The sequence below is a fragment of the Enterobacter asburiae genome, from assembly GCF_008080435.1.
Taxonomy (GTDB): domain Bacteria; phylum Pseudomonadota; class Gammaproteobacteria; order Enterobacterales; family Enterobacteriaceae; genus Enterobacter; species Enterobacter asburiae_C.
Genome location: NZ_VRKN01000003.1, coordinates 71,511 through 91,758, shown reverse-complemented (window position 1 = coordinate 91,758; position 20,248 = coordinate 71,511). Strand labels below are relative to the sequence as shown.

Here is a 20,248-nt window from a genome sequence, read left to right as displayed (position 1 = left end):
GATGGACTATTTCCCGATTTTTTGCAACCTGAAGGGGAAACTCTGCCTGATCGTCGGTGGCGGGCAGGTGGCGACGCACAAGGCGAAGGGGCTGCTGGCGGCCGGGGCGGTGCTGCATCTGGTTGCGCCCACCCTGACGCCGGAACTCGCCAGCCTGCACGCTTGCGGTGACATCGAGTGGTTCCCGGCGACGTTTGCGCCGCAGTATCTGCAATCATGCTGGCTGGTCATTGCCGCAACCAGCGATCCGCAGGTGAACCGTCAGGTCGCCGGGGCCGCCAGCGCGGAGCGTATCTTTTGCAATGTCGTAAACGACCCCTCAGCTGCCACCTTTATCTCGCCGGCCGTTATCGACCATTCGCCGGTCATTATTGCGCTGAGCTGCGGGGGCAACGCGCCGGTCTACAGCAAGATCCTCAAAGCGCATGTCGCCGCTCATCTTCCCCCGGGCATGCGGGAAAGCGTGCAGCTGGCGGGGGCGCTGCGTGAAAGGGTTAACGGCGCATGCGGTGACCGGGAGCGCAAGCGTGCATTTTGGGCCGCGTTCTTCCGCCATGTTCCGCTGCAACGGGCGTTAGCACAGGAACACGAGCAAGAGGTTCAGCAGCAGGTCGAGTGGCTCATTCAGCACAGGCTGCTGTCAGAGTAGCGTCACGCCGCCTTTTACCATCCGCAGCAGGTGTTGTTCAGGCCAGTGGCGGGTGAGCTGTTTTTTCGCTAACAGCCATTTCACATAATCGACATCGTCTTTATTTCTGTCCAGCATCAGACCCACCACGCTGCCGCTGTGCGCCACGTTCACTCCGTAAATACCGCACTCCTCCACCAGTGAGAGCAGTGCGTCAAAATCCGGTTTAGGCAACAGCCTCTGGCTGGCGATGGCGCTGAGGGTTGCCGCTTCGCCCAGCCGGTAAGGGTTTTGCGTCATACAGGATTCCTGGACTTTTTCCCATGCGCGTTTCAGCGCTGGCGCACCGGCCTGTAGCCCCGCCTGACGCGGGATGCGGTGGTAATCTGCCGTGCGCAGCGTTTGCGGACTTTCGAGAACAAGCAGGTCGAGTTCGGGCTGGGCGTCGCAGGGAATCTGCGTGGAAGCGTCGTTATGATCGAAAAGAGTCAACTGGCGAAACACGGTACTGTCGGTGGGTTCGAGCGAAACGCAAAGCGCTGCCAGCGTGCTTTCGTCGAGCTGACGCCCCAGATGACGGGCGGTGGCGACGGCGGTGGCGGCAATATCTGCGGTGCTGCTGGCCATCCCTTTGGCAATCGGGATGGTCGAATGCACATCAATGCGGATATCCTGGCTCAGCTGCGCCGGGTAATGCCAGTGCTGCAATAACCGCTCGACCATCGCGCGCGACAGCGGGCGTTCATCCGCCACGGGTGAGCCGTGGCTCACCTCAACGGTGCTGTACCATTCGACAGGGCAGGAGACCAGCTTCTCACTGCCCAAAATCCAGCCCTGGATAAGCTCACCGCACGACGCGGGGCATTGCGCAACAGCCACGTTTCCACCTTTCTGGTCAGCAATTTCTGGAGCATAGTGTCATGAGGATCTCGCGCTTGCCTTGATATACCGCAAATTCCCCCCCTGGATGATCTACATATTATTCTGCGATCCTGCTGAACGCGTAACGCATCAATAAAATTATACGGACTTATAGTAATCAGCAATATTATGTTATTGCCGGGCTTTAATATTCTAATGAATTTTGATCACGATAAAATGAAAAAATATCAAGTGGTGCAATAACTTGTCGTAGCGCAATAAATATTGAGATTTTAAGCGTAATTATCTTTGCTTTTTATTTTTTGTGATAAAACGTTGAGTTATTGAGAAAGGCGTCAATTATTCTGGCGCCACGTTTTACTCAGCATGGTTTTCATTTGCGGTTAAGTATTTGCCTAAGGTGAATTGAAGCGCCGTAAATAGCATTGCTGTATTGAGAACGTACTCTTTCTCATAATGTAAGCCGACAGGTTTGCCACATTTGTGGCAGGGAAGGGGGTGACAATCCCCCGCAGCCCCCGCTGCTGTGATGCTGACGACCCCGTAATGACCACTGATCGTGAGATTGGGAAGGACGGGCGAGGAGGACGCTAAGCCAGAAGACCTGCCTGTCGGGAACGTTCAACAACTTCGGTGGGAAGTGGGTTGTACTGATGCATCATACAGTCGAAAGACTGGGACGACGTGTATCTATACCTCCCAACCACCCTGGACAGGATCAGGGTCATGGCGGCAAAGCAGTACGCGTTTGTTCTGGCAGGTACCGGAAGCGGTTGTGGTAAAACCACGGTGACGCTTGGCCTGTTGAGTCTGTTAAAACAGCGTGGGTTACGCGTCCAGCCGTACAAAGTCGGCCCTGACTATCTTGACACCGGCTGGCATACCAAAGTCAGCGGTACCTCCTCCCGCAACCTCGACAGCTTCATGCTTCCTGAACCGATACTCAACGCGTTGTTTTGCGAGCATATGCAGCAGGCGGATATCGCGGTTATTGAGGGCGTGATGGGGCTGTATGACGGCTACGGCACCGATCCGAACTATTGCAGCACCGCCGCGATGGCGAAACAGCTGGGCTGTCCGGTGATTCTGCTGGTGGACGGCAAGGCGGTTTCTACGTCGATTGCCGCTACCGTAATGGGCTTTCAGCGATTCGATCCCACCCTCAATATTGCCGGGGTGATTGTCAATCGCGTCAACAGCGAATCGCATTATCAGCTGCTCAAAACGGCCATTGAGCACTATTGCACGGTGCCCGTTCTGGGCTATGTGCCGCACGTTGAGGGCGTCGGTTTGCCCGAGCGCCATCTTGGGTTGGTCACCGCCAGGGAGTCGGTCTCGGACCCGCAGACCTGGCAGAATTTTGCCGCCATTCTCGAACGTACGCTGGATATCGGGCAACTTCTCGCGCTCAGCCAGATGACGTCGCTGCCGCAGGGCGCCTGGCCCGCGCTTCCTGACGGGGACGCCGGGCACGGGTTAACGCTCGCGATGGCCGATGACGACGCCTTCAACTTCTATTACCCGGATAACATCACGCTGCTCGAACGTACCGGGGTCGACATTATCCGCTTTAGCCCGCTGCGCGATAGCCGTTTACCTGACTGCCAGATGGTCTGGCTCGGGGGCGGTTACCCGGAGCTGTATGCGGCACGGCTGGCGGAAAACACCGCGATGCTCGCCAGCCTGCGGGAGGCGCACCGGCGCGGCGTGGCGATCTACGCAGAGTGTGGCGGGCTGATGTACCTCGGCAGCACGCTGGAAGATAGCGAGGGGGTCACCCACCGGATGGCCAATATCATCCCCGGCCACAGCAGGATGGGTAAAAGGCTGACCCGTTTTGGCTATTGTGAGGCGCAGGCGCGCCAGCCCACGCTGCTGGCCGATAGCGGGGAGGTGCTGCGTGGGCATGAATTTCACTATTCCGACTTCTCCCCCCAACCCCCCGCGGTACTGGCGTGCCGCAAAGTGCGCGATGGCGTGACGATGCAGGAGTGGGCGGGCGGCTGGCAGGTTGGCAACACGTTCGCAGGCTACCTGCACCTCCACTTTGCCCAACGCCCCATGATGCTCAGCCGCTGGCTGACGGCGGCGAGGGAGGCGCGATGACCCTGATTGCATGGTGCGTCGCGTGGCTGCTCGATGTCATCATCGGCGACCCGCAACACTGGCCGCATCCGGTGCGCTGGATAGGCAACCTGATCAATACGGTGCAGCGGGGTATTCGCCGCTGCTGCCATAGCGACGCGGCGTTACGCGTTGGCGGCGGCGTCATGTGGCTGGCGGTAGTGGGACTGACCTGGGGCGTGGCCTGGGGCGTGCTGGCGCTCGGACGAAGGGTTCATCCCTGGCTGGGCTGGGCGATTGAGGTGTGGATGATGTTTACCGTGCTGGCCGGGCGCAGTCTGGCAAACGCCGCACGGGACGTTGAACGTCCTCTGCGCGCAGGCGACCTTGATGAAAGCCGCGAAAAGCTCTCATGGATAGTGGGGCGCGATACCTCTCAGCTTCAGCCGGAACAGATCAACCGGGCGGTAGTGGAGACCGTCGCGGAGAACACGGTCGACGGCGTTATCGCCCCGCTGTTCTTCCTCCTGCTGGGCGGTGCGCCGCTGGCGATGGCCTATAAGGCGGTGAATACCCTCGACTCAATGGTGGGCTACAAGCACGAAAAATACCGCGCGATCGGCATGGTCAGCGCCCGTATGGATGACCTGGCGAACGCCATCCCCGCGCGCCTGAGCTGGCTCTTGCTGAGCGCTGCGGCGTGGCTATGCCGTGACGATTTCCCCCGCGCGCTGCGCGTCGGCTGGCGCGACCGCTATAACCACAGCAGCCCCAACTGCGCGTGGGCGGAAGCAACGGTTGCCGGTGCGCTGGGCATCCGGCTTGGCGGACCCAACACCTATTTTGGCCAGCGCGTGGAAAAGCCGTGGATCGGCGACGCGCTGCGCCCGATTGCGGTAGACGACATTTCCCGAACCATTCGACTGATGTGGGTTTCCTCCACCCTGGCGCTGGCGCTGTTTATCGCAGCACGCTGGCTGATGGCTGGCGTGGCCTGAGGACAACAGACAATGCAATACATCCAGCAACCCCAGGCGATTGAAGCCAAAAGTTTCGACATCATTGGCGAAATCATTCGCGAAACGCGGCCGGAGTACCGGTTCGCCAGCCCGCTGCATGAGGCGATCGTCAAGCGGGTGATCCATACCACCGCAGATTTCGACTGGCTGGATATTCTCTGGTTTTCAGATGACGCGCTGGAGCAGCTTTGCGCGGCGCTCCGTCGCCCGTCCGTTATCTATACCGATACCACGATGGCGCTCTCCGGGATCAACAAAACGCTGCTGGCCACATTCGGGGGCGAATGCCGCTGCTATATCAGCGACCCGCGGGTGGTGGCGCAGGCAAAAGCACAGGGAATCACCCGCTCGATGGCGGCAGTGGATATCGCGGTGACGGAAGAGAGCGAGAAGATCTTCGTCTTTGGCAATGCGCCCACAGCGCTGTTTCGCCTGCTTGAGCATGATGTTGCCGTCAGCGGCGTGGTGGGGGTACCGGTGGGGTTTGTGGGGGCGGCGGAATCGAAAGAGGCGCTGACGCACAGCCATCTGCCCGCTATTGCGGCACTCGGGCGCAAAGGCGGCAGCAATGTGGCGGCGGCGATTGTAAACGCCATGCTCTACTACCTGCAGGGGGCGCGATGAGCGAGTCCACCTTCGATGCCCCGGTATGGCATAACGGGAAGGCATTACGAAAAGGCTATACCACCGGTTCCTGCGCGACCGCGGCAGCGAAAGTCGCCGCGCTGATGGTGCTGCGCCAGCACCTGATTCATCAGGTCTCCATTGTGACGCCCTCCGGCGTCACGCTGTGTCTGAACGTGGAGTCACCGCACATCGAAGGGCAGCAGGCGATTGCGGCCATCCGCAAAGATGGCGGTGATGACGTTGACGCCACCCACGGCATGCTGATTTTCGCCCGCGTGACGCTCAACGACAGCGGCGAGATTACGCTGGCGGGCGGCGAGGGCGTGGGGACCGTAACGCGCAAAGGCATTGGCCTGCCCATCGGCAGCGCGGCGATCAACCGCACGCCGCGTCACACCATTGAATCCGCCGTGCGCGAGGCGATTGGCCCGACGCGCGGGGCCGACGTTGAAATCTTCGCGCCTGAAGGTGAAGAGCGGGCGCAGAAAACCTACAACTCACGCCTCGGGATCCTGGGCGGTATTTCGATCATCGGCACCACCGGCATTGTCACACCAATGTCAGAGGAGAGCTGGAAACGCTCGCTTTCTCTGGAGCTGGAGATTAAACGCGCGGCCGGGCTGGAGCGGGTCGTGCTGGTGCCGGGCAATCATGGCGAGCGCTTTGTACGCGAGCAGATGGGCATCGAGGAAGATGTCGTGGTCACCATGAGCAACTTTGTCGGCTACATGATCGAAGAGGCGGTGCGGCTGGGGTTTCGCCAGATAGTGCTGGTCGGCCATCCCGGCAAACTCATCAAAATTGCCGCCGGGATTTTCCACACCCACAGCCATATCGCCGATGCGCGCATGGAAACGCTGGTGGCGCATCTGGCGCTGCTCGGCGCGCCGCTGGAATTGCTCACCGTCGTCAGCGAGTGCGATACCACCGAAGCGGCGATGGAGCACATCGAAAGCTACGGTTTTCAGGCTATTTACAGCCACCTTGCCGAACGGATCTGCCTGCGCGTGATGCAAATGCTGCGCTTTACCAAAAATCCGCCGACCTGTGACGCCATTCTGTTTTCCTTTGATAACCAGGTGCTGGGCAGCAACCGCCCGGTCGAGGTGATTGCCCGGGAGCTGCAATGTTAACGGTCGTTGGAATGGGGCCTGCGGGATTGCACCTGATGACGCCCGCAGCGCGTGAAGCTATCGAACGCGCCGATGCGCTGGTCGGCGGAAAACGCCATCTGCTGCAGTTCCCGGCGTTTTGCGGCGAGACGTTTGTCCTGGGCGCCAACATTCCGGAGCTGCTGGCCTGGGTTGAGGCGCGTCAGGAAAAAAAGGTGGTGATTGTGGCCTCCGGCGATCCGCTCTTTTACGGCATCGGATCGCGGATGGTGGCGCATTTCGGTATTACGCGCGTGCGCATTATTCCCGGCATCAGCGCGGTGCAGTACCTGTGCGCGCAGGCGGGCATTGATATGAATGATATGTGGCTCACCAGCAGCCATGGCCGTAGCGTGAATGTTGACGAGCTGGCGCGGCATCGCAAAGTGGCGATGGTCACCGATAGCCAGTGCGGGCCGAAAGAGATTGCCGCGCAGCTGGTGGCACGCGGTAAGGGCCATCGCTGGATGGTGATTGGTGAAAACCTGGCGATGGAAAACGAACGGATCCACTGGCTGCCCGTCAGTGAGGTCAGTGCCGACTATGAAATGAATGCGGTGGTGATCCTCGATGAAAGATGAACTGTTTCTGCGCGGCGAAACGGTGCCGATGACCAAAGAGGCGGTACGCGCGCTGGCCCTCACGAAGCTCGAGCTGCACCGCGCCAGCCACCTGATTGATGTAGGTGCGGGGACCGGGAGCGTGTCGATAGAGGCGGCGCTGCTGTTTCCCTCGCTGCGGGTGACGGCCATTGAGCGTAACCCTGCGGCTCTGCAGCTGCTTGCGGAAAATCGCCAGCATTTTGCCTGTCGCAATATCGCTATTTTGCCCGGCGTTGCGCCATTACCGGTGGCGGATAAGGCCGATGCGGTATTTATGGGCGGCAGCGGCGGCCATCTGACCTCGCTTATTGACTGGTCCCTGCGCCAGTTACATCCAGGCGGACGTCTGGTGATGACGTTTATCCTGATGGAAAACCTCCATATCGCGCTGGCCCATTTGCAGCAGATCGGCGTCCAGGACATTGATTGCCTGCAAGTGCAGGTCTCGGCGCTGACCCCGCTTGGCAGCGGCCACTATTTCAAACCGAACAATCCCGTTTTTGTTATCGCCTGTCAGAAGGAAGAACACCATGTCTGAGACCTTTGATTCCCGTTGCGTGTGGTTTGTCGGAGCAGGTCCCGGTGACCGTGAGCTCATCACGCTCAAGGGCTACCGGCTGCTGCTGCAGGCGCAGGTGGTTATCTATGCCGGTTCGCTTATCAATACCGAACTGCTGGGGTATTGCCCGCAGGGAGCCGAATGCCACGACAGCGCGGAACTCCATTTAGAGCAGATAATCGACCTGATGGCGGCGGGCGTGAAGGCCGGTAAAACGGTGGTACGTTTGCAGACCGGGGATGTCTCGCTCTACGGCTCCGTCCGCGAGCAGGGCGAAGAGCTGACCAAACGCGGCATTGCCTGGCAGGTGGTGCCCGGCGTCAGCGCCTTCCTCGGCGCCGCGGCGGAGCTTGGGGTGGAATACACCGTGCCTGAAGTCTCACAGAGCCTGATTATTACCCGCCTCGAAGGCCGTACGCCGGTGCCAGAGCGTGAACAGCTGGAGTCATTTGCCAGCCATCAGACTTCCATGGCGATTTATCTCTCGGTCCAGCGTATTCACCGGGTGGCGGAACGTCTGATTGACGGCGGTTATCCGGCCACCACGCCCGTTGCCGTCATTTATAAAGCGACCTGGGCGGAAAGCCACACCGTGCGCGGCACGCTGGCGGATATCGCCGACAAAGTACGCGAGGCGGGGATCCGCAAAACGGCGCTCATTCTGGTCGGGAAGTTCCTGGGCGAGGAGTATCACTACTCAAAACTCTATGCCGCGGATTTTAGCCATGAATACCGTAAAGCCTGAGTCCATCGCGCTGTTTTGCCTGACGCCGGGCGGCGTGCAGCTGGCGAAGCGCCTGGCGGCGATGCTGCCGGTAACCTGCTTTACCAGCGAGCGCTTGCAGGAAGAGGGCTTTATCTCCTTCGACGGCGGCTTTGCCCCGTCGGTTCGCGAGGCGTTCACGCACTACCCGGCGCTGATTTTTATCGGCGCAACCGGCATTGCGGTGCGCGTCCTGGCACCGCTCATCCACGACAAGCTGAGCGACCCGGCGGTGGTGGTGATCGACGAGCGTGGGCAGCACGTGATTAGCCTGCTTTCCGGCCATGCTGGCGGTGCGAATGCGTTGACCCGTCAACTGGCGGGAATGCTGGGGGCGGACCCGGTGATTACCACCGCCACGGACGTCAACGAGATGGCCGCGCTGGATACCCTTGCCTTCCAGCTGAATGCCCGAATGAGCGATTTCAGAACGACGGTAAAAATCGTCAACCAGATGCTGGTGAGCCACCAGCGGGTAGGGCTGTGGTGGGATGTGGAACTCGACGACGACGTCAGTCAGTGCGATCGGCGCGGGTTTATTACCGTAAGCGACCTGCATCACCTGCCGGAACTGGATGCGCTGGTGTGTATCACGCTGCGCACCACGCTGCCGGAACTGCCGCTGCCGCACTGGAAGCTGGTCCCTCAGCGGGTTGTGGCGGGCATCGGCTGTCGACGCGACACGCCGTTTCCGCTGCTGGCGACCCTGCTGGCGCGTCAGCTTGAGGCGCAGCAGTTCGACGCGCTGGCGCTAAAAGCGATTGGCAGCGTCTCCCTTAAAAAAGACGAAGCGGGCCTGCTTCAGCTTGCCGCCTGCTGGGGTGTGCCGTTTGAAACCTTTACCGCTGACGCGCTGCGTGAGCACGAACATCGCTTTCCGGCTTCACCGTTTGTACGCCAGACGGTTGGGGTGGGGAGCGTCTCGGGTCCGGCTGCGTGGCTGCTGAGCCATGGGCAACTACGAGGAGAAACCCTGCGCGAACAGGGCGTCACTATCACTTTGGGAGTTTCACACTGATGTTAACCGTAATTGGAATCGGCCCGGGCTCGCAGGCCATGATGACCATGGAAGCCGTAGACGCGCTGCAGGCGGCAGAAATCATCGTTGGCTACAAAACCTACACCCATCTGGTGAAGGCCTTCACCGGCGACAAACAGGTGATCAAAACCGGTATGTGCAAAGAGATTGAACGCTGTCAGGCGGCGATCGAGCTGGCGCAGGCCGGGCATAACGTCGCGCTTATCAGCAGCGGCGACGCCGGTATTTATGGGATGGCGGGGCTGGTGCTGGAGTTGGTCAGCAAACAGAAGCTGGACGTTGAGGTTCGCCTGATCCCCGGGATGACGGCCAGTATCGCTGCCGCGTCTCTGCTTGGCGCGCCGCTGATGCACGACTTTTGCCACATCAGCTTAAGCGATCTGCTGACGCCGTGGCCGGTCATCGAAAAACGCATTGTTGCCGCGGGAGAAGCGGACTTCGTTATCTGTTTCTATAACCCGCGCAGCCGGGGGCGCGAGGGCCATCTGGCGCGGGCGTTTGAGCTGCTGTCGGCCAGCAAAAGCCCGCAAACGCCGGTAGGGGTAGTGAAGTCTGCCGGGCGCAAAAAGCAGGAGAAGTGGCTGACCACCCTGGGCGAGATGGACTTTGAACCGGTCGATATGACAAGCCTGGTGATCGTCGGAAATAAGGCCACCTTCGTTCAGGAGGGGCTGATGATCACACCCCGGGGCTATGTGCTGTGAACTATGGCGACGTGCTGGTCATGGGCGGCACCAGCGATGCCCGCGCGATCTGCCAGCAGCTGGATGCGGCCGGTGTGGCCTACACCCTGTCGGTGGCGACGCCCACCGGGCAGCGGCTGGCGGGCGACATTAACGGCCGGGTGCGCTGTGGCCGCCTGGAGCCGCAGCAGATGGTTGACTGGCTTGCGGAAAACAGGACCCGCTGGGTGATTGACGCTTCGCATCCCTACGCCGAGGTGGTCAGCCGCAACATCCTGACGGCCTGTGAAACGGTGGGCGTGTTGCTTAGCCGCTATCAGCGCCCCGAACAGCTCAGCGAGCTGACGCATCCGCTGCTCTACAGCGTGCCGGGAATTGCAGAGGCCTGCGACATCGCGCGGCGGCTGGGCGAACGCGTGCTGTTGACCACCGGCAGTAAAGATCTGGCGCGCTGGCGTACCGGGCTGCCGGAGAAAACGCTGCTGGCCAGGGTGCTGCCGGTGCCGGAGGTCCTTGAGCAATGCGCCGGGCTTGGCTTTGGCGTTACCGAGATCTTCGCGATGTGCGGGCCATTCAGCGCTGAGTTTAACGCGGCGTTTTATCGCCAGTGCCGGGCTGACGTGATGATCACCAAAGCGTCCGGTGCGGAAGGCGGTTATCGGGAAAAGGTTCAACCCTGTCTGGATGCGGGCATCCCCTGCATCGTGATTACACGCCCGGCGCCGCTGGTGGCGGGAGAAGAGTTACTGGAAAGTCAGGCCGCATTCGCCGGGCGTTTAGCCCGCTGGCTGGCCGCTGCTTAAGGAGTTAGAGATGAAAAAGGCGCTTCTGGTGGTCAGCTTTGGTACCAGCTACCCCGATACCTGCGAGAAGAACATTGTGGCCTGCGAGCGTGCGCTGGCGGAAAGCTGCCCTGACCGCGAGCTGTTTCGGGCATTCACCTCCGGGATGATCGTTCGCAAGCTCAAACAGCGTGACGGCATTGAGATCGATACGCCGATGCAGGCGCTGAAAAAGCTTGCGGCTCAGGGATATCAGGACGTGGCGATCCAGTCCCTGCACATCATCAACGGCGATGAGTACGAGAAAATCGTCCGTGACGTGCAGAGCCTGCGCCCGCTGTTTACCCGCCTGACGCTGGGGGTACCGCTGCTGAGCAGTCACGACGATTACGCGCAGCTGATGCGCGCATTGCAACAGCAGATGCCGACGCTTGGGGCCACGGAAAAAGTGGTGTTTATGGGCCACGGCGCCAGCCATCACGCCTTTGCGGCCTATGCCTGTCTCGACCACATGATGATGGCTCAGGGCTTCCCGGCCCGCGTCGGCGCGGTGGAGAGCTATCCGGAAGTCGACATCCTGATTGAGAGCCTCGGTAGAGAAGGCGTCACCGCCGTGCATCTGATGCCGCTGATGCTGGTGGCAGGCGATCACGCCATCAACGATATGGCCTCTGACGACGAGGACTCCTGGAAGACGTTGTTTAACGTCGCCGGGATCCCGGCAACGCCGTGGCTGAGCGGACTGGGAGAAAACCCGGCGGTGCGCGCGATGTTCGTTGCCCATCTCCAGCAGGCGCTGAGCGTGTCGATGGAGGAGGCAGCATGAGCGGCAAACTGTACGCCCTGAGTACCGGACCTGGCGCGCCGGACCTCATCACCGTGCGCGCCTCACGGATCCTCGGTTCGCTGGATATTCTCTACGCCCCGGCGGGCCGCAAAGGCGGCGATAGCCTGGCGCTTTCTATCGTCCGGGCGTTTATCGGCGAACAGACCGAAATCCGCTGCTGCCACTTTCCCATGAGCGCCGACAGCGCTGAAAAGGAGGCGGTGTGGGATGCGGTGGCCGACGCGTTAGTGAGGGAGGTGAACGCCGGAAAACAGGTTGGCTTTATCACCCTGGGCGACGCGATGCTGTTCAGCACCTGGGTGTTCTTACTTCAGCGCATCGGCAGCCCGGACTGGCTGGAAATTGTGCCCGGCGTGACGTCGTTTGCCGCGATTGCCGCGCGGTCAAAAACGCCGCTGGCGATGGAACAGCAGTCGCTGGCGGTGATCGCCTGTACCGCGCCGGAAGCGGAGATTGCGCAGGCGCTGCAGCAGCACGACAGCCTGGTGCTGATGAAGGTCTATGGCCGGTTTGCGCGCATCAAAGCGCTGCTGACGCAGGCCGGGCTGCTGAACTGCGCGCTGATGATGTCAGAGGCTACGCTCCCCGGCGAGCAGTGCTGGCGACATCTGGATGAAGTTGCTGATGACCAGCCGTTACCCTATTTCTCGACCATTCTGGTCAACAAACAGTGGGAGGATACGCGATGAAACTCGACCAACAGCTTAAACAGCTGTCATTAAGTGGCCTGGCGGCGGCGCTATTGCTGATGATGGTGCCGGAGCAGGCGTTCGCGATGCACATCATGGAAGGGTTTTTACCGCCGATGTGGGCGCTGGCGTGGTGGCTGCTCTTCTTACCGTGTCTGTGGTACGGGCTGGTGCGCCTGCGCCGTATCGTGCAGGAGGATAGCCACCAGAAAGTCCTGCTGGCGCTGTGCGGGGCGTTTATTTTCGTGCTGTCGGCGCTGAAGATCCCCTCGGTGACCGGCAGTTGCTCGCATCCGACCGGCGTGGGGCTCGCCGTGATTCTGTTCGGGCCGGGCGTCGTCGCCATCCTCGGCGCCATCGTGCTGCTGTTTCAGGCGCTGCTGCTGGCGCACGGCGGGTTAACCACGCTTGGCGCGAACGGCATGTCGATGGCGGTGATTGGGCCAGTTGTTGGGTACATGGTGTGGAAAATGGCCTGCCGTACCGGGCTCCGCCGTGACGTCGGGGTATTTTTGTGCGCGATGCTGGCGGATCTGGTGACCTATTTTGTGACCTCGGTCCAGCTTGGCGCGGCGTTCCCGGACCCGGCGACGGGCGCCACGGGCTCGATGGTGAAATTCATGGGCATTTTCTGCCTGACGCAGATCCCCATCGCCATCGCAGAGGGATTGTTAACCGTGATGATTTATGACCAGTTGACCAAACGTCAGCTGATTACCGCACAAGGACACTGAGATGAAAAAGACGCTGATGCTGTTGGCGATGGTGCTCGCCCTGATCGTACTGCCATTTTTTATCGATCACGGCGGTGAGTTTGGCGGTTCGGATGGTGAAGCCGAAAATCAAATTCAGGTTGTGGCGCCTGATTACACGCCGTGGTTCACGCCGCTCTATGAACCCGCCAGCGGCGAAATTGAAAGCCTGCTGTTTACGCTCCAGGGGTCTATTGGCGCAGCGGTGATTTTCTATATTTTGGGCTACACCAAAGGCAGACAGCGCCGTGATGACCGGGCTTGACAGGCTTAGCTACCAGAGCCGCTGGGTTCACGTTGCGCCGGAACGCAAGTTTCTGCTCTGGCTGGCGCTGATGATGCTGGCGTTTGCGCTGCCGCCGCTGGGGCAGGGGATCGTCCTGGCGTTGACGGCGGGGCTGACCTGCTGGCTGCTGCGAATGACCTTCTGGCGCTGGTGCCGCTGGATGGCGCTGCCGTTTGGCTTTCTGCTGGTCGGCGTGCTGACGATCCTCTTTAGCGTCACCCGTGACCCGCATACGCTGGCGGCAGGCGTCCCGGTGGGGCACTACTGGCTGGGGATTACCGCTTCCGGGCTGACCACCGCGAATGAAACCTTCTGGCGCAGCCTTGCCGCGCTGGCGGCGACCTTCTGGCTGGTGCTGAACCTGCCGTTTCCGCAGCTGATTGTGCTGCTTAAGCGGGCGCGCGTGCCGCGCCTGCTCACCGAGCAGATCCTGCTGACCTGGCGCTTTATTTTTATTCTGTTAGACGAAGCGCTGGCGATTCACCGCGCGCAGACGCTGCGTTTTGGCTATCGTAGCCTGCCAAAAGGCTATCGTTCGCTGGCGATGCTGGTCGGTTTGCTGTTCACCCGGGTGCTGATTCGCTATCAGCAGATGGCGACCACGCTGGATATTAAACTCTACCAGGGTGATTTTCCCCTGTAAGGAATCGCACCATGCTGACCACCGCCGATCTCTGGTTTCGCTATCAGGAGGCGCAGGTACTCAAAGGACTGACGCTGGATTTTTCGACCCATCCGGTCACCGGGCTGGTCGGGGCTAATGGCTGCGGAAAGTCGACGTTATTTATGAACCTGAGCGGCCTGCTGAAGCCGCAGCAGGGGGCGGTGCTGTGGCAGGGGAAGCCGCTGGACTACAGCAAGCGCGGACTGCTGGCGCTCCGTCAACAGGTCGCAACGGTGTTTCAGGATCCCGATCAGCAGATCTTTTATACCGATATTGATAGCGACATCGCCTTCAGCCTGCGTAACCTGGGCGTGGCGGAACCGGAGATTGCGCGGCGCGTCGACGATGCGCTGACGCTGGTCGACGCGCAGCATTTTCGCCAGCAGCCGATCCAGTGCCTGAGCCATGGGCAAAAGAAGCGGGTCGCCATTGCCGGAGCGCTGGTGCTGGGGGCCCGCTATCTTCTGCTGGACGAGCCCACGGCCGGGCTTGATCCTTCAGGACGCACGCAGATGATCGAAATTATCAGGCGTATTGTGGCGCAGGGGAACCACGTGGTGATCTCCAGTCATGATATTGATCTGATTTACGAAGTCAGCGATGCCGTTTACGTGCTGCGCCAGGGAGAAGTGCTGGCGCACGGCGCACCGGGAGAGGTCTTTGCCCGCGGCGAACTGATTGAACGGGCCGGATTAACGCAGCCCTGGCTCGTCAAACTGCACGCGCAGCTTGGCCTGCCGTTATGTAAAACCGAAGATGAATTTTTCAGCCGTATGCGACAAAAAAACGTAATGAAGGAGGCCTCATGACGCAGGCAATTATGTTGCAGGGAACCGCTTCTGACGTCGGCAAGAGCGTCCTGGTGGCGGGGCTGTGCCGGATTTTTTATCAGGATGGCCTGCGTACCGCGCCGTTTAAGTCGCAGAATATGGCGCTCAATTCCGGTATCACACCGGAGGGAAAAGAGATGGGCCGCGCGCAGATTTTACAGGCCCAGGCGGCGGGGATAACGCCGGACGTACGGATGAATCCGGTACTGTTAAAACCGACCAGCGACCGTAAAGCGCAGGTGGTGCTGATGGGACAGGTGGCAACCGATATGGACGCGGTCAGCTACCACGAGTACAAGCCGCGTCTGCGGGAGCAGATCCGCGAAGTCTATAACAGCCTGGCCGGGGAGTATGACGTGCTGGTGCTGGAAGGCGCGGGCAGCCCGGCGGAGATTAACCTGCGCGATCGCGATATCGTCAACATGGGGATGGCCGAAATGGCGCAGTGCCCGGTGATCCTCGTGGCGGACATTGACAGGGGCGGCGTATTTGCCGCCATCTACGGCACGCTGGCGCTGCTGCATGACCACGAGCGGGCGCGGGTGAAAGGGGTCATCATCAATAAATTTCGTGGCGATGTTGCGCTGCTTTACTCGGGTATAGAGCAGATCGAAAACCTGACTGGCGTGCCGGTGCTGGGCGTTATGCCGTGGCTGGATGTGGATCTGGAAGATGAAGACGGCGTGGCGCTGCAAAAGGGAAAATACCTGCGAACCGCCCAGCGCGATATCGACATTGCCGTGGTACAGGTTCCGCACATCTCCAACTTCACCGATTTTAACGCCCTGGCGGCGCAGCCCGATGTTCGCGTGCGCTATGTCCGTTATCCCCATGAGCTGGCGGGGGCTGACCTCGTGATTCTGCCCGGCAGTAAAAATACGCTGGGCGATCTGGCCTGGCTGCGGGAAAGCGGTATGGCGCACGCGGTATTCCAGTCTCACCAGCAGAACGTGCCCGTCCTGGGCATTTGCGGCGGCTACCAGATGCTTGGCGACACCATCATTGATGAGGTGGAGTCGGGGCTGGGAACCCAGCCGGGGCTGGGTCTGCTCCATACCGTCACCCGCTTCGCGCAGCGAAAAACCACGACGCAGGTCTCGGCGCAGATGGCGTCGGCGCTCCCGGCGTGGCTTAAGTCGGCAGCGGGCATTAAGGTGCAGGGCTATGAGATTCATATGGGAGAGACCCGGCTGACATCCGACGGTAGCCCGGCGCTGTTTCTGGAAAAAGAGGGCGAGCGCATAGCGGACGGCGCCATCAGCGCTGACGGGCAGGTGATAGGGACGTATCTCCACGGGTTATTCGACAACGATGCCTTCACGCGCGCGATGGTGGATGGCTTACGCCAGCGCAAAGGACTGGCGCCCTTAGACGTTGCGGTCGATTACGCGACTTATAAAGCGCAACAGTTTGATATCCTGGCGAGCGCGATGAGAGAACATATTGATATTAAAAAGATCTATCAAATAATGCGGGAGCATCAGGAGGAGGACGCATGATTTTAGTCACCGGAGGCGCGCGCAGCGGGAAAAGTGCGCACGTCGAACAGCTGGCGCAGCAGCAGTGCGAGCGCGTGCTCTATATCGCGACGTCAGTGATTACCGATGAAGAGATGGCGCTGCGCGTTGACAAGCACCGCGCCCAGCGTCCTGCGCACTGGCGAACCTGGGAAGGGTATCGCGATCTGGGCGACGTGATTCGCCACCAGGTGCAGCCGGGCGAAGGCGTGGTTCTGGAATGCGTCACCACCCTGTTGTCGAACCTGCTCTATGACGCCAGCGGCGGCGCTTCGCCGGAGACCCTCGATTTTTCCGCGCTTGAGGCGGTGCTGCAACAGCAGGTGGACGACCTGATTGCGGCCTGTCAGCAGTCGGCGGCACCGGTTTATATTGTGACCAATGAGCTGGGCATGAGCATCACGCCAGAGAATCGGCTGGCTCGTCATTTTGTTGATATTGCCGGGCGCGCGAACCAAAGGCTGGCGCGGGCGGCGCAGGAAGTGTGGCTGGTGGTCTCGGGAATTGGAGTAAAGATTAAATGCCGTTAAAAATGTTGTGGGCGACGCTGGGATTCATTACCCGTATTCCGGTGCCGCAAAAATGGAGCGACGGCGTTGAATTTTCGCAGTATGGCCGTGGCGTCCCCTGGTTTCCCGTGGTGGGCCTGATCGTTGGCGTGCTGGCCGCCTTAGGCTATCTGGCGGTGAGCCAGACGGGCGGGGGGATCTATATCGGTGCGGTTGCCTGGGTACTGGCGCTGGTGCTGCTGACCGGCGGGTTTCATCTGGATGGTCTGGCGGACACCTGCGATGGCGTGTTTTCTGCCCGCACCCGCGAACGAATGCTGGAGATTATGCGCGATAGCCGGTTGGGGACCTACGGCGGTCTGGCTATCGTATTCTGCATCCTTATCAAAGTCGCTGCGGTGATCTCCCTGGCTCACCTTCCGGTTAATACCCTGTTTGCGCTGCTGGTGTGCGCGCCGATCGTCGGGCGAACGGCAATGGTGTTGGCCATGTACCGACAGCACTATGCGCGCGAAGGCGCAGGAATGGCAAACGCGTATCTCGGCCATATCAGCGGCAAAGAGACGGTCATCACCCTCTGCATCGGCGTGGCGCTCGTGGGGCTGATGGCGGGGATGCATGGGCTTATTGCCAGCGTCATCACCTGGATTGTCGTCAACGCGGTAAAAATCTTTTTAAGCCGCCGACTGAACGGGCTGACGGGGGATACCCTGGGCGCGATGGAAGAGATCGGCGAAATGGTCTTCCTGCTGGCGCTACTGTGGGTCTGATGTATGCGTATATTTCTGGTCCGGCACGGTCAAACAACCGCTAACATCAGCGGCGTATTTTACGGGAGCACCGATCTGTCGCTCTCGCCGCAGGGCATTGCGCAAAGCCAGCGTGTTGCCGGGTACCTGTCCGGCGTCGCGTTCGGGCACACGCGCGTCAGTGCGCTGCAACGTTCCCAGCAAACGGCGCGGCTGATCGTGCCGACAGCCCATGATGTCCATGTTGATGCACGACTTAATGAGCTGGATTTTGGCGAGTGGGAGATGCGGCACTTCAGCGACATCGAAAAAGAAAGTCCCGCGTCGTGGCAGCGCTGGATGGATGACTGGCAAAACGCAACGCCCGACGGCGGCGAGGCCTTCCCGCATTTCGCCGCGCGCGTCAGGGCGGCGGCGGATGAGATGAGTCAACGGCAGCAGCGCGAAGACACGCTCATTGTGGCGCATCAGGGCGTGCTGAGCCTGCTGCTGGCAACCTGGTTAGGGATGCCCGTGGCGGCGATGTGGCACTTCCCGTTCAGTCACGATGCCTACACGGTCGTTGAAAATCGGGCCGGGTATTGGGTGTTACGCGTATTTAATGGCAGAAGCGTTTGGCAAACTGAAGAGTGAGGGTGATGAGGATGGGGACAGTGAAGGCGCTGGCGGCGGCCATCAGACCGCTTGATAAACAGAAGATTCAGGCGGCCTCGCGGCATGTTGATGGCTTAATAAAGCCGACAAACAGCCTCGGGCGGCTGGAGAGTCTGGCAATACAGCTTTCGGGAATGTGGGGAATCGACAGGCTCGATAATCTGCAAAAAGAGATTATCGTCATGTGCGCCGACCATGGCGTGTTTGATGAAGGCGTGGCCGTGACGCCGAAGGTGGTGACCTGGCTTCAGGCCGTCAATATGCAAAAAGGGTTGACCGGGGTGTGCGTGCTGGCCCGCAATAGCCAGACGTCGGTGCTTCCCGTTGACATCGGTATTGACGGCGAGCATATCGACAATATGCTCAGCCTTAAACTCTCGCGTGGCAGCGGTAATATCGCCCAGGGGCCGGCGATGAGCCGTCAGGATGCCGAGCACCTGCTGCTGGCGAGTGCCAGCCTTGTTAAAAAACGCGCTCAGGAGGGGATCTCCGTCTTTGGCGTAGGCGAGCTGGGTATTGCCAATACGACGCCAGCCTCGGCAATCATCAGCGTGCTGACCGACAGCGATCCGCATGATGTGGTGGGGATTGGGGCCAATTTACCGCAGGACCGGGTGCAGCATAAGGAAGCCATTGTCCGGCAGGCGATACGCATTAACCAGCCGGATGCGCGCGATGCGGTGGATGTTCTGGCCAAAGTCGGCGGCTATGACCTGGTGGGCATGACCGGGGTGATATTGGGTGCTGGCGCATGCGGACTGCCCGTTGTATTAGACGGTTTTCTCTCGTATGCCGCAGCCATCGCCGCCTGTCAGATTGCGCCAGAGGTTAAGAATTACTGTATTCCCTCTCATTTTTCCGCCGAAAAGGGGGCCAGGCGTGCGCTGGAGTACCTTGGGCTGGCGCCGTTTATCCATCTTGACATGCGTCTTGGCGAAGGGAGCGGTGCCGCGCTGGCTATGTCTATCGTCAGCGCGGCCTGCGCAATGTACTGCGAGATGGGGCAACTGGCGCAAAGCGGCATTGAATTGCCGGTTCCGGCATGACGGAAAGCGTTCAGCTTTGGGCCAGTCATCAAAACCCCGTTAACCTGGCATTCTGGTGTTGAGGATACGACGTCGATACTGCAGCGGCGTCTGACGCATCATCTTTTTAAAGCAGGTGATGAAATAGGTCACCTCGCTAAACCCGACGGCCAGGGCAATGGCGTCAATCGTCTCATCGCCGTACCGTAACCGATCGCAGCTGCTTTTTATCCGCCGGGTCAGCAAATATTCGTGGATGCTGCCCCCGGTCTGCTGGCGGAAAATGCGAGAGGTATAGCTGCGCGAGAGCCCCAGGTCGTGGGCTAGCTGGTCGAGCGAAAACTTGCTGGCATAGTGGGCTTCAATCCAGCTCATAATCCGCGAGGCCACGGTCTGCTGGCGCGGCGGGTAGGGCTGCGGCTGCTCGGGCAGAAATGTCATGAGCTGCATCACCAGAAATGCCACCTCGCAGGCCTCGGTCTGCTCGTTGCCCTCCAGGCGCTGAAACTGTTCAAGGATCCTCTCGATAAACGCCGCGTGCTCGCTGAGATCGTAAATTTGCGCCGGCAGATTGCTGGCGGCCAGCGCGGCGAACCGGGCCTGATGGCGCGGGAAGGCGCTGAGCGCACTTTCGACGACCGCTTGCTCAATGTGCATAGTGGTGCGGTGATAGGGATTCTTATCGCTATGATCGACCTGCACTTTGTGCAAGCGGAAGGGCGGGAAGATAAATAATCGCCCCGGACGGGCGGTGTAGTGCTGATTATCCACCACCACGATGCCGTAGCCGCTGGAAATATAGAGCAATTCAACGCACTGATGCCAGTGGTAGTAAATCGCGCTGGTGGTGTACATGCGGTTAAATGAAATGGCCTGCCGATCGAGCGTAATGCGTTCCAGCAGTTGCGTTTCACCCATTTTACCTCC

At 60.1% G+C, this 20,248-nt stretch carries 24 protein-coding genes and 1 riboswitch; of the genes, 22 read left to right on the top strand and 2 right to left on the bottom strand.

All coding sequences use genetic code 11. The annotated features are described in order from the left end of the window. The first annotated feature begins 1 nt into the window (after position 1). The gene (locus tag FU672_RS06295) at positions 2-649 is read left to right on the top strand and encodes a precorrin-2 dehydrogenase/sirohydrochlorin ferrochelatase family protein (RefSeq protein ID WP_148242586.1); all 648 of its coding nucleotides are present in this window, start codon (positions 2-4) and stop codon (positions 647-649) included. Here the strand turns inward: FU672_RS06295 and FU672_RS06290 are convergent. Further along, positions 641-1,507: an L-threonine kinase gene (locus FU672_RS06290; RefSeq protein ID WP_148242585.1), complete on the bottom strand. Its 867-nt coding sequence runs from the start codon at positions 1,505-1,507 to the stop codon at positions 641-643. The two genes, FU672_RS06295 and FU672_RS06290, sit on opposite strands and share 9 nt — an antisense overlap. Positions 1,508-1,961: 454 nt before the next feature. Further along, a riboswitch (cobalamin riboswitch) is annotated at positions 1,962-2,136 on the top strand. A gap of 100 nt (positions 2,137-2,236) precedes the next feature. Here FU672_RS06290 and FU672_RS06285 point away from each other — a divergent pair. Genes FU672_RS06285 through cobT form a run of 21 tightly spaced genes read left to right on the top strand, consistent with a single transcriptional unit; the run spans position 2,237 to position 19,342 of the window. Next, positions 2,237-3,616, top strand: coding sequence for a cobyrinic acid a,c-diamide synthase CobB (locus FU672_RS06285; RefSeq protein ID WP_148242584.1), 1,380 nt, complete (start codon positions 2,237-2,239; stop codon positions 3,614-3,616). Then, positions 3,613-4,572, top strand: a complete 960-nt coding sequence (cbiB, locus tag FU672_RS06280; RefSeq protein ID WP_148242583.1) for an adenosylcobinamide-phosphate synthase CbiB — start codon at positions 3,613-3,615, stop codon at positions 4,570-4,572. Before FU672_RS06285 ends, cbiB begins: the two co-directional genes overlap by 4 nt. A gap of 12 nt (positions 4,573-4,584) precedes the next feature. Then, positions 4,585-5,217, top strand: coding sequence for a cobalt-precorrin-8 methylmutase (locus tag FU672_RS06275; protein ID WP_047040039.1), 633 nt, complete (start codon positions 4,585-4,587; stop codon positions 5,215-5,217). After that, entirely contained in the window at positions 5,214-6,353 is a 1,140-nt protein-coding gene (cbiD, locus tag FU672_RS06270; protein WP_148242582.1) for a cobalt-precorrin-5B (C(1))-methyltransferase CbiD, read from the top strand. The genes FU672_RS06275 and cbiD overlap by 4 nt, the downstream gene beginning before the upstream one ends. After that, the gene (locus tag FU672_RS06265; RefSeq protein ID WP_148242581.1) at positions 6,347-6,952 is read left to right on the top strand and encodes a cobalt-precorrin-7 (C(5))-methyltransferase; all 606 of its coding nucleotides are present in this window, start codon (positions 6,347-6,349) and stop codon (positions 6,950-6,952) included. The genes cbiD and FU672_RS06265 overlap by 7 nt, the downstream gene beginning before the upstream one ends. Then, a complete protein-coding gene (locus tag FU672_RS06260; protein WP_148242580.1) occupies positions 6,942-7,511 on the top strand; it encodes a decarboxylating cobalt-precorrin-6B (C(15))-methyltransferase in 570 nt (189 codons plus the stop codon). The genes FU672_RS06265 and FU672_RS06260 overlap by 11 nt, the downstream gene beginning before the upstream one ends. Beyond that, on the top strand, positions 7,504-8,277 hold the full coding sequence (locus FU672_RS06255; protein WP_148242579.1) for a cobalt-precorrin-4 methyltransferase: 774 nt from the start codon (positions 7,504-7,506) through the stop codon (positions 8,275-8,277). The genes FU672_RS06260 and FU672_RS06255 overlap by 8 nt, the downstream gene beginning before the upstream one ends. Next, positions 8,258-9,313, top strand: a complete 1,056-nt coding sequence (gene cbiG / locus FU672_RS06250) for a cobalt-precorrin 5A hydrolase (protein ID WP_148242578.1) — start codon at positions 8,258-8,260, stop codon at positions 9,311-9,313. The genes FU672_RS06255 and cbiG overlap by 20 nt, the downstream gene beginning before the upstream one ends. Beyond that, positions 9,313-10,038, top strand: a complete 726-nt coding sequence (locus FU672_RS06245) for a precorrin-3B C(17)-methyltransferase (protein WP_148242577.1) — start codon at positions 9,313-9,315, stop codon at positions 10,036-10,038. The genes cbiG and FU672_RS06245 overlap by 1 nt, the downstream gene beginning before the upstream one ends. Then, complete coding sequence (locus tag FU672_RS06240; RefSeq protein ID WP_148242576.1) at positions 10,035-10,820, top strand: cobalt-precorrin-6A reductase; 786 nt, start codon at positions 10,035-10,037, stop codon at positions 10,818-10,820. The genes FU672_RS06245 and FU672_RS06240 overlap by 4 nt, the downstream gene beginning before the upstream one ends. 10 nt (positions 10,821-10,830) lie before the next feature. Next, positions 10,831-11,625, top strand: coding sequence for a sirohydrochlorin cobaltochelatase (cbiK, locus tag FU672_RS06235; RefSeq protein WP_148242575.1), 795 nt, complete (start codon positions 10,831-10,833; stop codon positions 11,623-11,625). After that, on the top strand, positions 11,622-12,335 hold the full coding sequence (locus FU672_RS06230; protein WP_148242574.1) for a cobalt-factor II C(20)-methyltransferase: 714 nt from the start codon (positions 11,622-11,624) through the stop codon (positions 12,333-12,335). Before cbiK ends, FU672_RS06230 begins: the two co-directional genes overlap by 4 nt. After that, a complete protein-coding gene (gene cbiM, locus FU672_RS06225) occupies positions 12,332-13,069 on the top strand; it encodes a cobalt ECF transporter S component CbiM (protein ID WP_148242573.1) in 738 nt (245 codons plus the stop codon). Before FU672_RS06230 ends, cbiM begins: the two co-directional genes overlap by 4 nt. Position 13,070: 1 nt before the next feature. Beyond that, positions 13,071-13,352, top strand: a complete 282-nt coding sequence (locus FU672_RS06220; protein WP_148242572.1) for an energy-coupling factor ABC transporter substrate-binding protein — start codon at positions 13,071-13,073, stop codon at positions 13,350-13,352. Then, positions 13,339-14,016 (top strand): energy-coupling factor ABC transporter transmembrane protein, encoded by a 678-nt coding sequence (locus FU672_RS06215; RefSeq protein ID WP_148242917.1) that lies wholly within the window; start codon positions 13,339-13,341, stop codon positions 14,014-14,016. Before FU672_RS06220 ends, FU672_RS06215 begins: the two co-directional genes overlap by 14 nt. 11 nt (positions 14,017-14,027) lie before the next feature. Continuing rightward, complete coding sequence (locus tag FU672_RS06210; RefSeq protein ID WP_148242571.1) at positions 14,028-14,846, top strand: energy-coupling factor ABC transporter ATP-binding protein; 819 nt, start codon at positions 14,028-14,030, stop codon at positions 14,844-14,846. After that, complete coding sequence (locus FU672_RS06205; protein WP_148242570.1) at positions 14,843-16,366, top strand: cobyric acid synthase; 1,524 nt, start codon at positions 14,843-14,845, stop codon at positions 16,364-16,366. Before FU672_RS06210 ends, FU672_RS06205 begins: the two co-directional genes overlap by 4 nt. Then, complete coding sequence (gene cobU / locus FU672_RS06200) at positions 16,363-16,914, top strand: bifunctional adenosylcobinamide kinase/adenosylcobinamide-phosphate guanylyltransferase (protein WP_148242569.1); 552 nt, start codon at positions 16,363-16,365, stop codon at positions 16,912-16,914. Before FU672_RS06205 ends, cobU begins: the two co-directional genes overlap by 4 nt. Next, complete coding sequence (cobS, locus tag FU672_RS06195; protein WP_148242568.1) at positions 16,905-17,663, top strand: adenosylcobinamide-GDP ribazoletransferase; 759 nt, start codon at positions 16,905-16,907, stop codon at positions 17,661-17,663. Before cobU ends, cobS begins: the two co-directional genes overlap by 10 nt. A 3-nt stretch (positions 17,664-17,666) precedes the next feature. Beyond that, positions 17,667-18,275, top strand: a complete 609-nt coding sequence (gene cobC / locus FU672_RS06190; RefSeq protein WP_148242567.1) for an alpha-ribazole phosphatase — start codon at positions 17,667-17,669, stop codon at positions 18,273-18,275. An 11-nt stretch (positions 18,276-18,286) separates the two neighbouring features. Continuing rightward, complete coding sequence (gene cobT, locus FU672_RS06185) at positions 18,287-19,342, top strand: nicotinate-nucleotide--dimethylbenzimidazole phosphoribosyltransferase (protein WP_148242566.1); 1,056 nt, start codon at positions 18,287-18,289, stop codon at positions 19,340-19,342. A 39-nt stretch (positions 19,343-19,381) separates the two neighbouring features. Here the strand turns inward: cobT and FU672_RS06180 are convergent, their stop codons facing one another. Next, positions 19,382-20,239 (bottom strand): AraC family transcriptional regulator, encoded by an 858-nt coding sequence (locus tag FU672_RS06180; RefSeq protein ID WP_148242565.1) that lies wholly within the window; start codon positions 20,237-20,239, stop codon positions 19,382-19,384. Between the last annotated feature and the right edge of the window lie 9 nt (positions 20,240-20,248).

Bases quoted from the DNA above. Each gene is read 5' to 3' on its own strand.
- FU672_RS06265 (WP_148242581.1), top strand. From the start codon at position 6,347: ATGTTAACGGTCGTTGGAATGGGGCCTGCGGGATTGCACCTGATGACG.
- FU672_RS06180 (WP_148242565.1), bottom strand. From the start codon at position 20,239: ATGGGTGAAACGCAACTGCTGGAACGCATTACGCTCGATCGGCAGGCC.
- cobU (WP_148242569.1), top strand. From the start codon at position 16,363: ATGATTTTAGTCACCGGAGGCGCGCGCAGCGGGAAAAGTGCGCACGTC.
- FU672_RS06260 (WP_148242580.1), top strand. From the start codon at position 6,942: ATGAAAGATGAACTGTTTCTGCGCGGCGAAACGGTGCCGATGACCAAA.
- cbiM (WP_148242573.1), top strand. From the start codon at position 12,332: ATGAAACTCGACCAACAGCTTAAACAGCTGTCATTAAGTGGCCTGGCG.
- FU672_RS06275 (WP_047040039.1), top strand. From the start codon at position 4,585: ATGCAATACATCCAGCAACCCCAGGCGATTGAAGCCAAAAGTTTCGAC.
- FU672_RS06215 (WP_148242917.1), top strand. From the start codon at position 13,339: ATGACCGGGCTTGACAGGCTTAGCTACCAGAGCCGCTGGGTTCACGTT.
- cbiB (WP_148242583.1), top strand. From the start codon at position 3,613: ATGACCCTGATTGCATGGTGCGTCGCGTGGCTGCTCGATGTCATCATC.
- cbiK (WP_148242575.1), top strand. From the start codon at position 10,831: ATGAAAAAGGCGCTTCTGGTGGTCAGCTTTGGTACCAGCTACCCCGAT.
- FU672_RS06205 (WP_148242570.1), top strand. From the start codon at position 14,843: ATGACGCAGGCAATTATGTTGCAGGGAACCGCTTCTGACGTCGGCAAG.
- FU672_RS06255 (WP_148242579.1), top strand. From the start codon at position 7,504: ATGTCTGAGACCTTTGATTCCCGTTGCGTGTGGTTTGTCGGAGCAGGT.
- cobS (WP_148242568.1), top strand. From the start codon at position 16,905: ATGCCGTTAAAAATGTTGTGGGCGACGCTGGGATTCATTACCCGTATT.
- cobT (WP_148242566.1), top strand. From the start codon at position 18,287: ATGGGGACAGTGAAGGCGCTGGCGGCGGCCATCAGACCGCTTGATAAA.
- FU672_RS06210 (WP_148242571.1), top strand. From the start codon at position 14,028: ATGCTGACCACCGCCGATCTCTGGTTTCGCTATCAGGAGGCGCAGGTA.
- FU672_RS06230 (WP_148242574.1), top strand. From the start codon at position 11,622: ATGAGCGGCAAACTGTACGCCCTGAGTACCGGACCTGGCGCGCCGGAC.
- FU672_RS06220 (WP_148242572.1), top strand. From the start codon at position 13,071: ATGAAAAAGACGCTGATGCTGTTGGCGATGGTGCTCGCCCTGATCGTA.
- FU672_RS06245 (WP_148242577.1), top strand. From the start codon at position 9,313: ATGTTAACCGTAATTGGAATCGGCCCGGGCTCGCAGGCCATGATGACC.
- cbiG (WP_148242578.1), top strand. From the start codon at position 8,258: ATGAATACCGTAAAGCCTGAGTCCATCGCGCTGTTTTGCCTGACGCCG.
- FU672_RS06285 (WP_148242584.1), top strand. From the start codon at position 2,237: ATGGCGGCAAAGCAGTACGCGTTTGTTCTGGCAGGTACCGGAAGCGGT.
- cobC (WP_148242567.1), top strand. From the start codon at position 17,667: ATGCGTATATTTCTGGTCCGGCACGGTCAAACAACCGCTAACATCAGC.
- cbiD (WP_148242582.1), top strand. From the start codon at position 5,214: ATGAGCGAGTCCACCTTCGATGCCCCGGTATGGCATAACGGGAAGGCA.
- FU672_RS06295 (WP_148242586.1), top strand. From the start codon at position 2: ATGGACTATTTCCCGATTTTTTGCAACCTGAAGGGGAAACTCTGCCTG.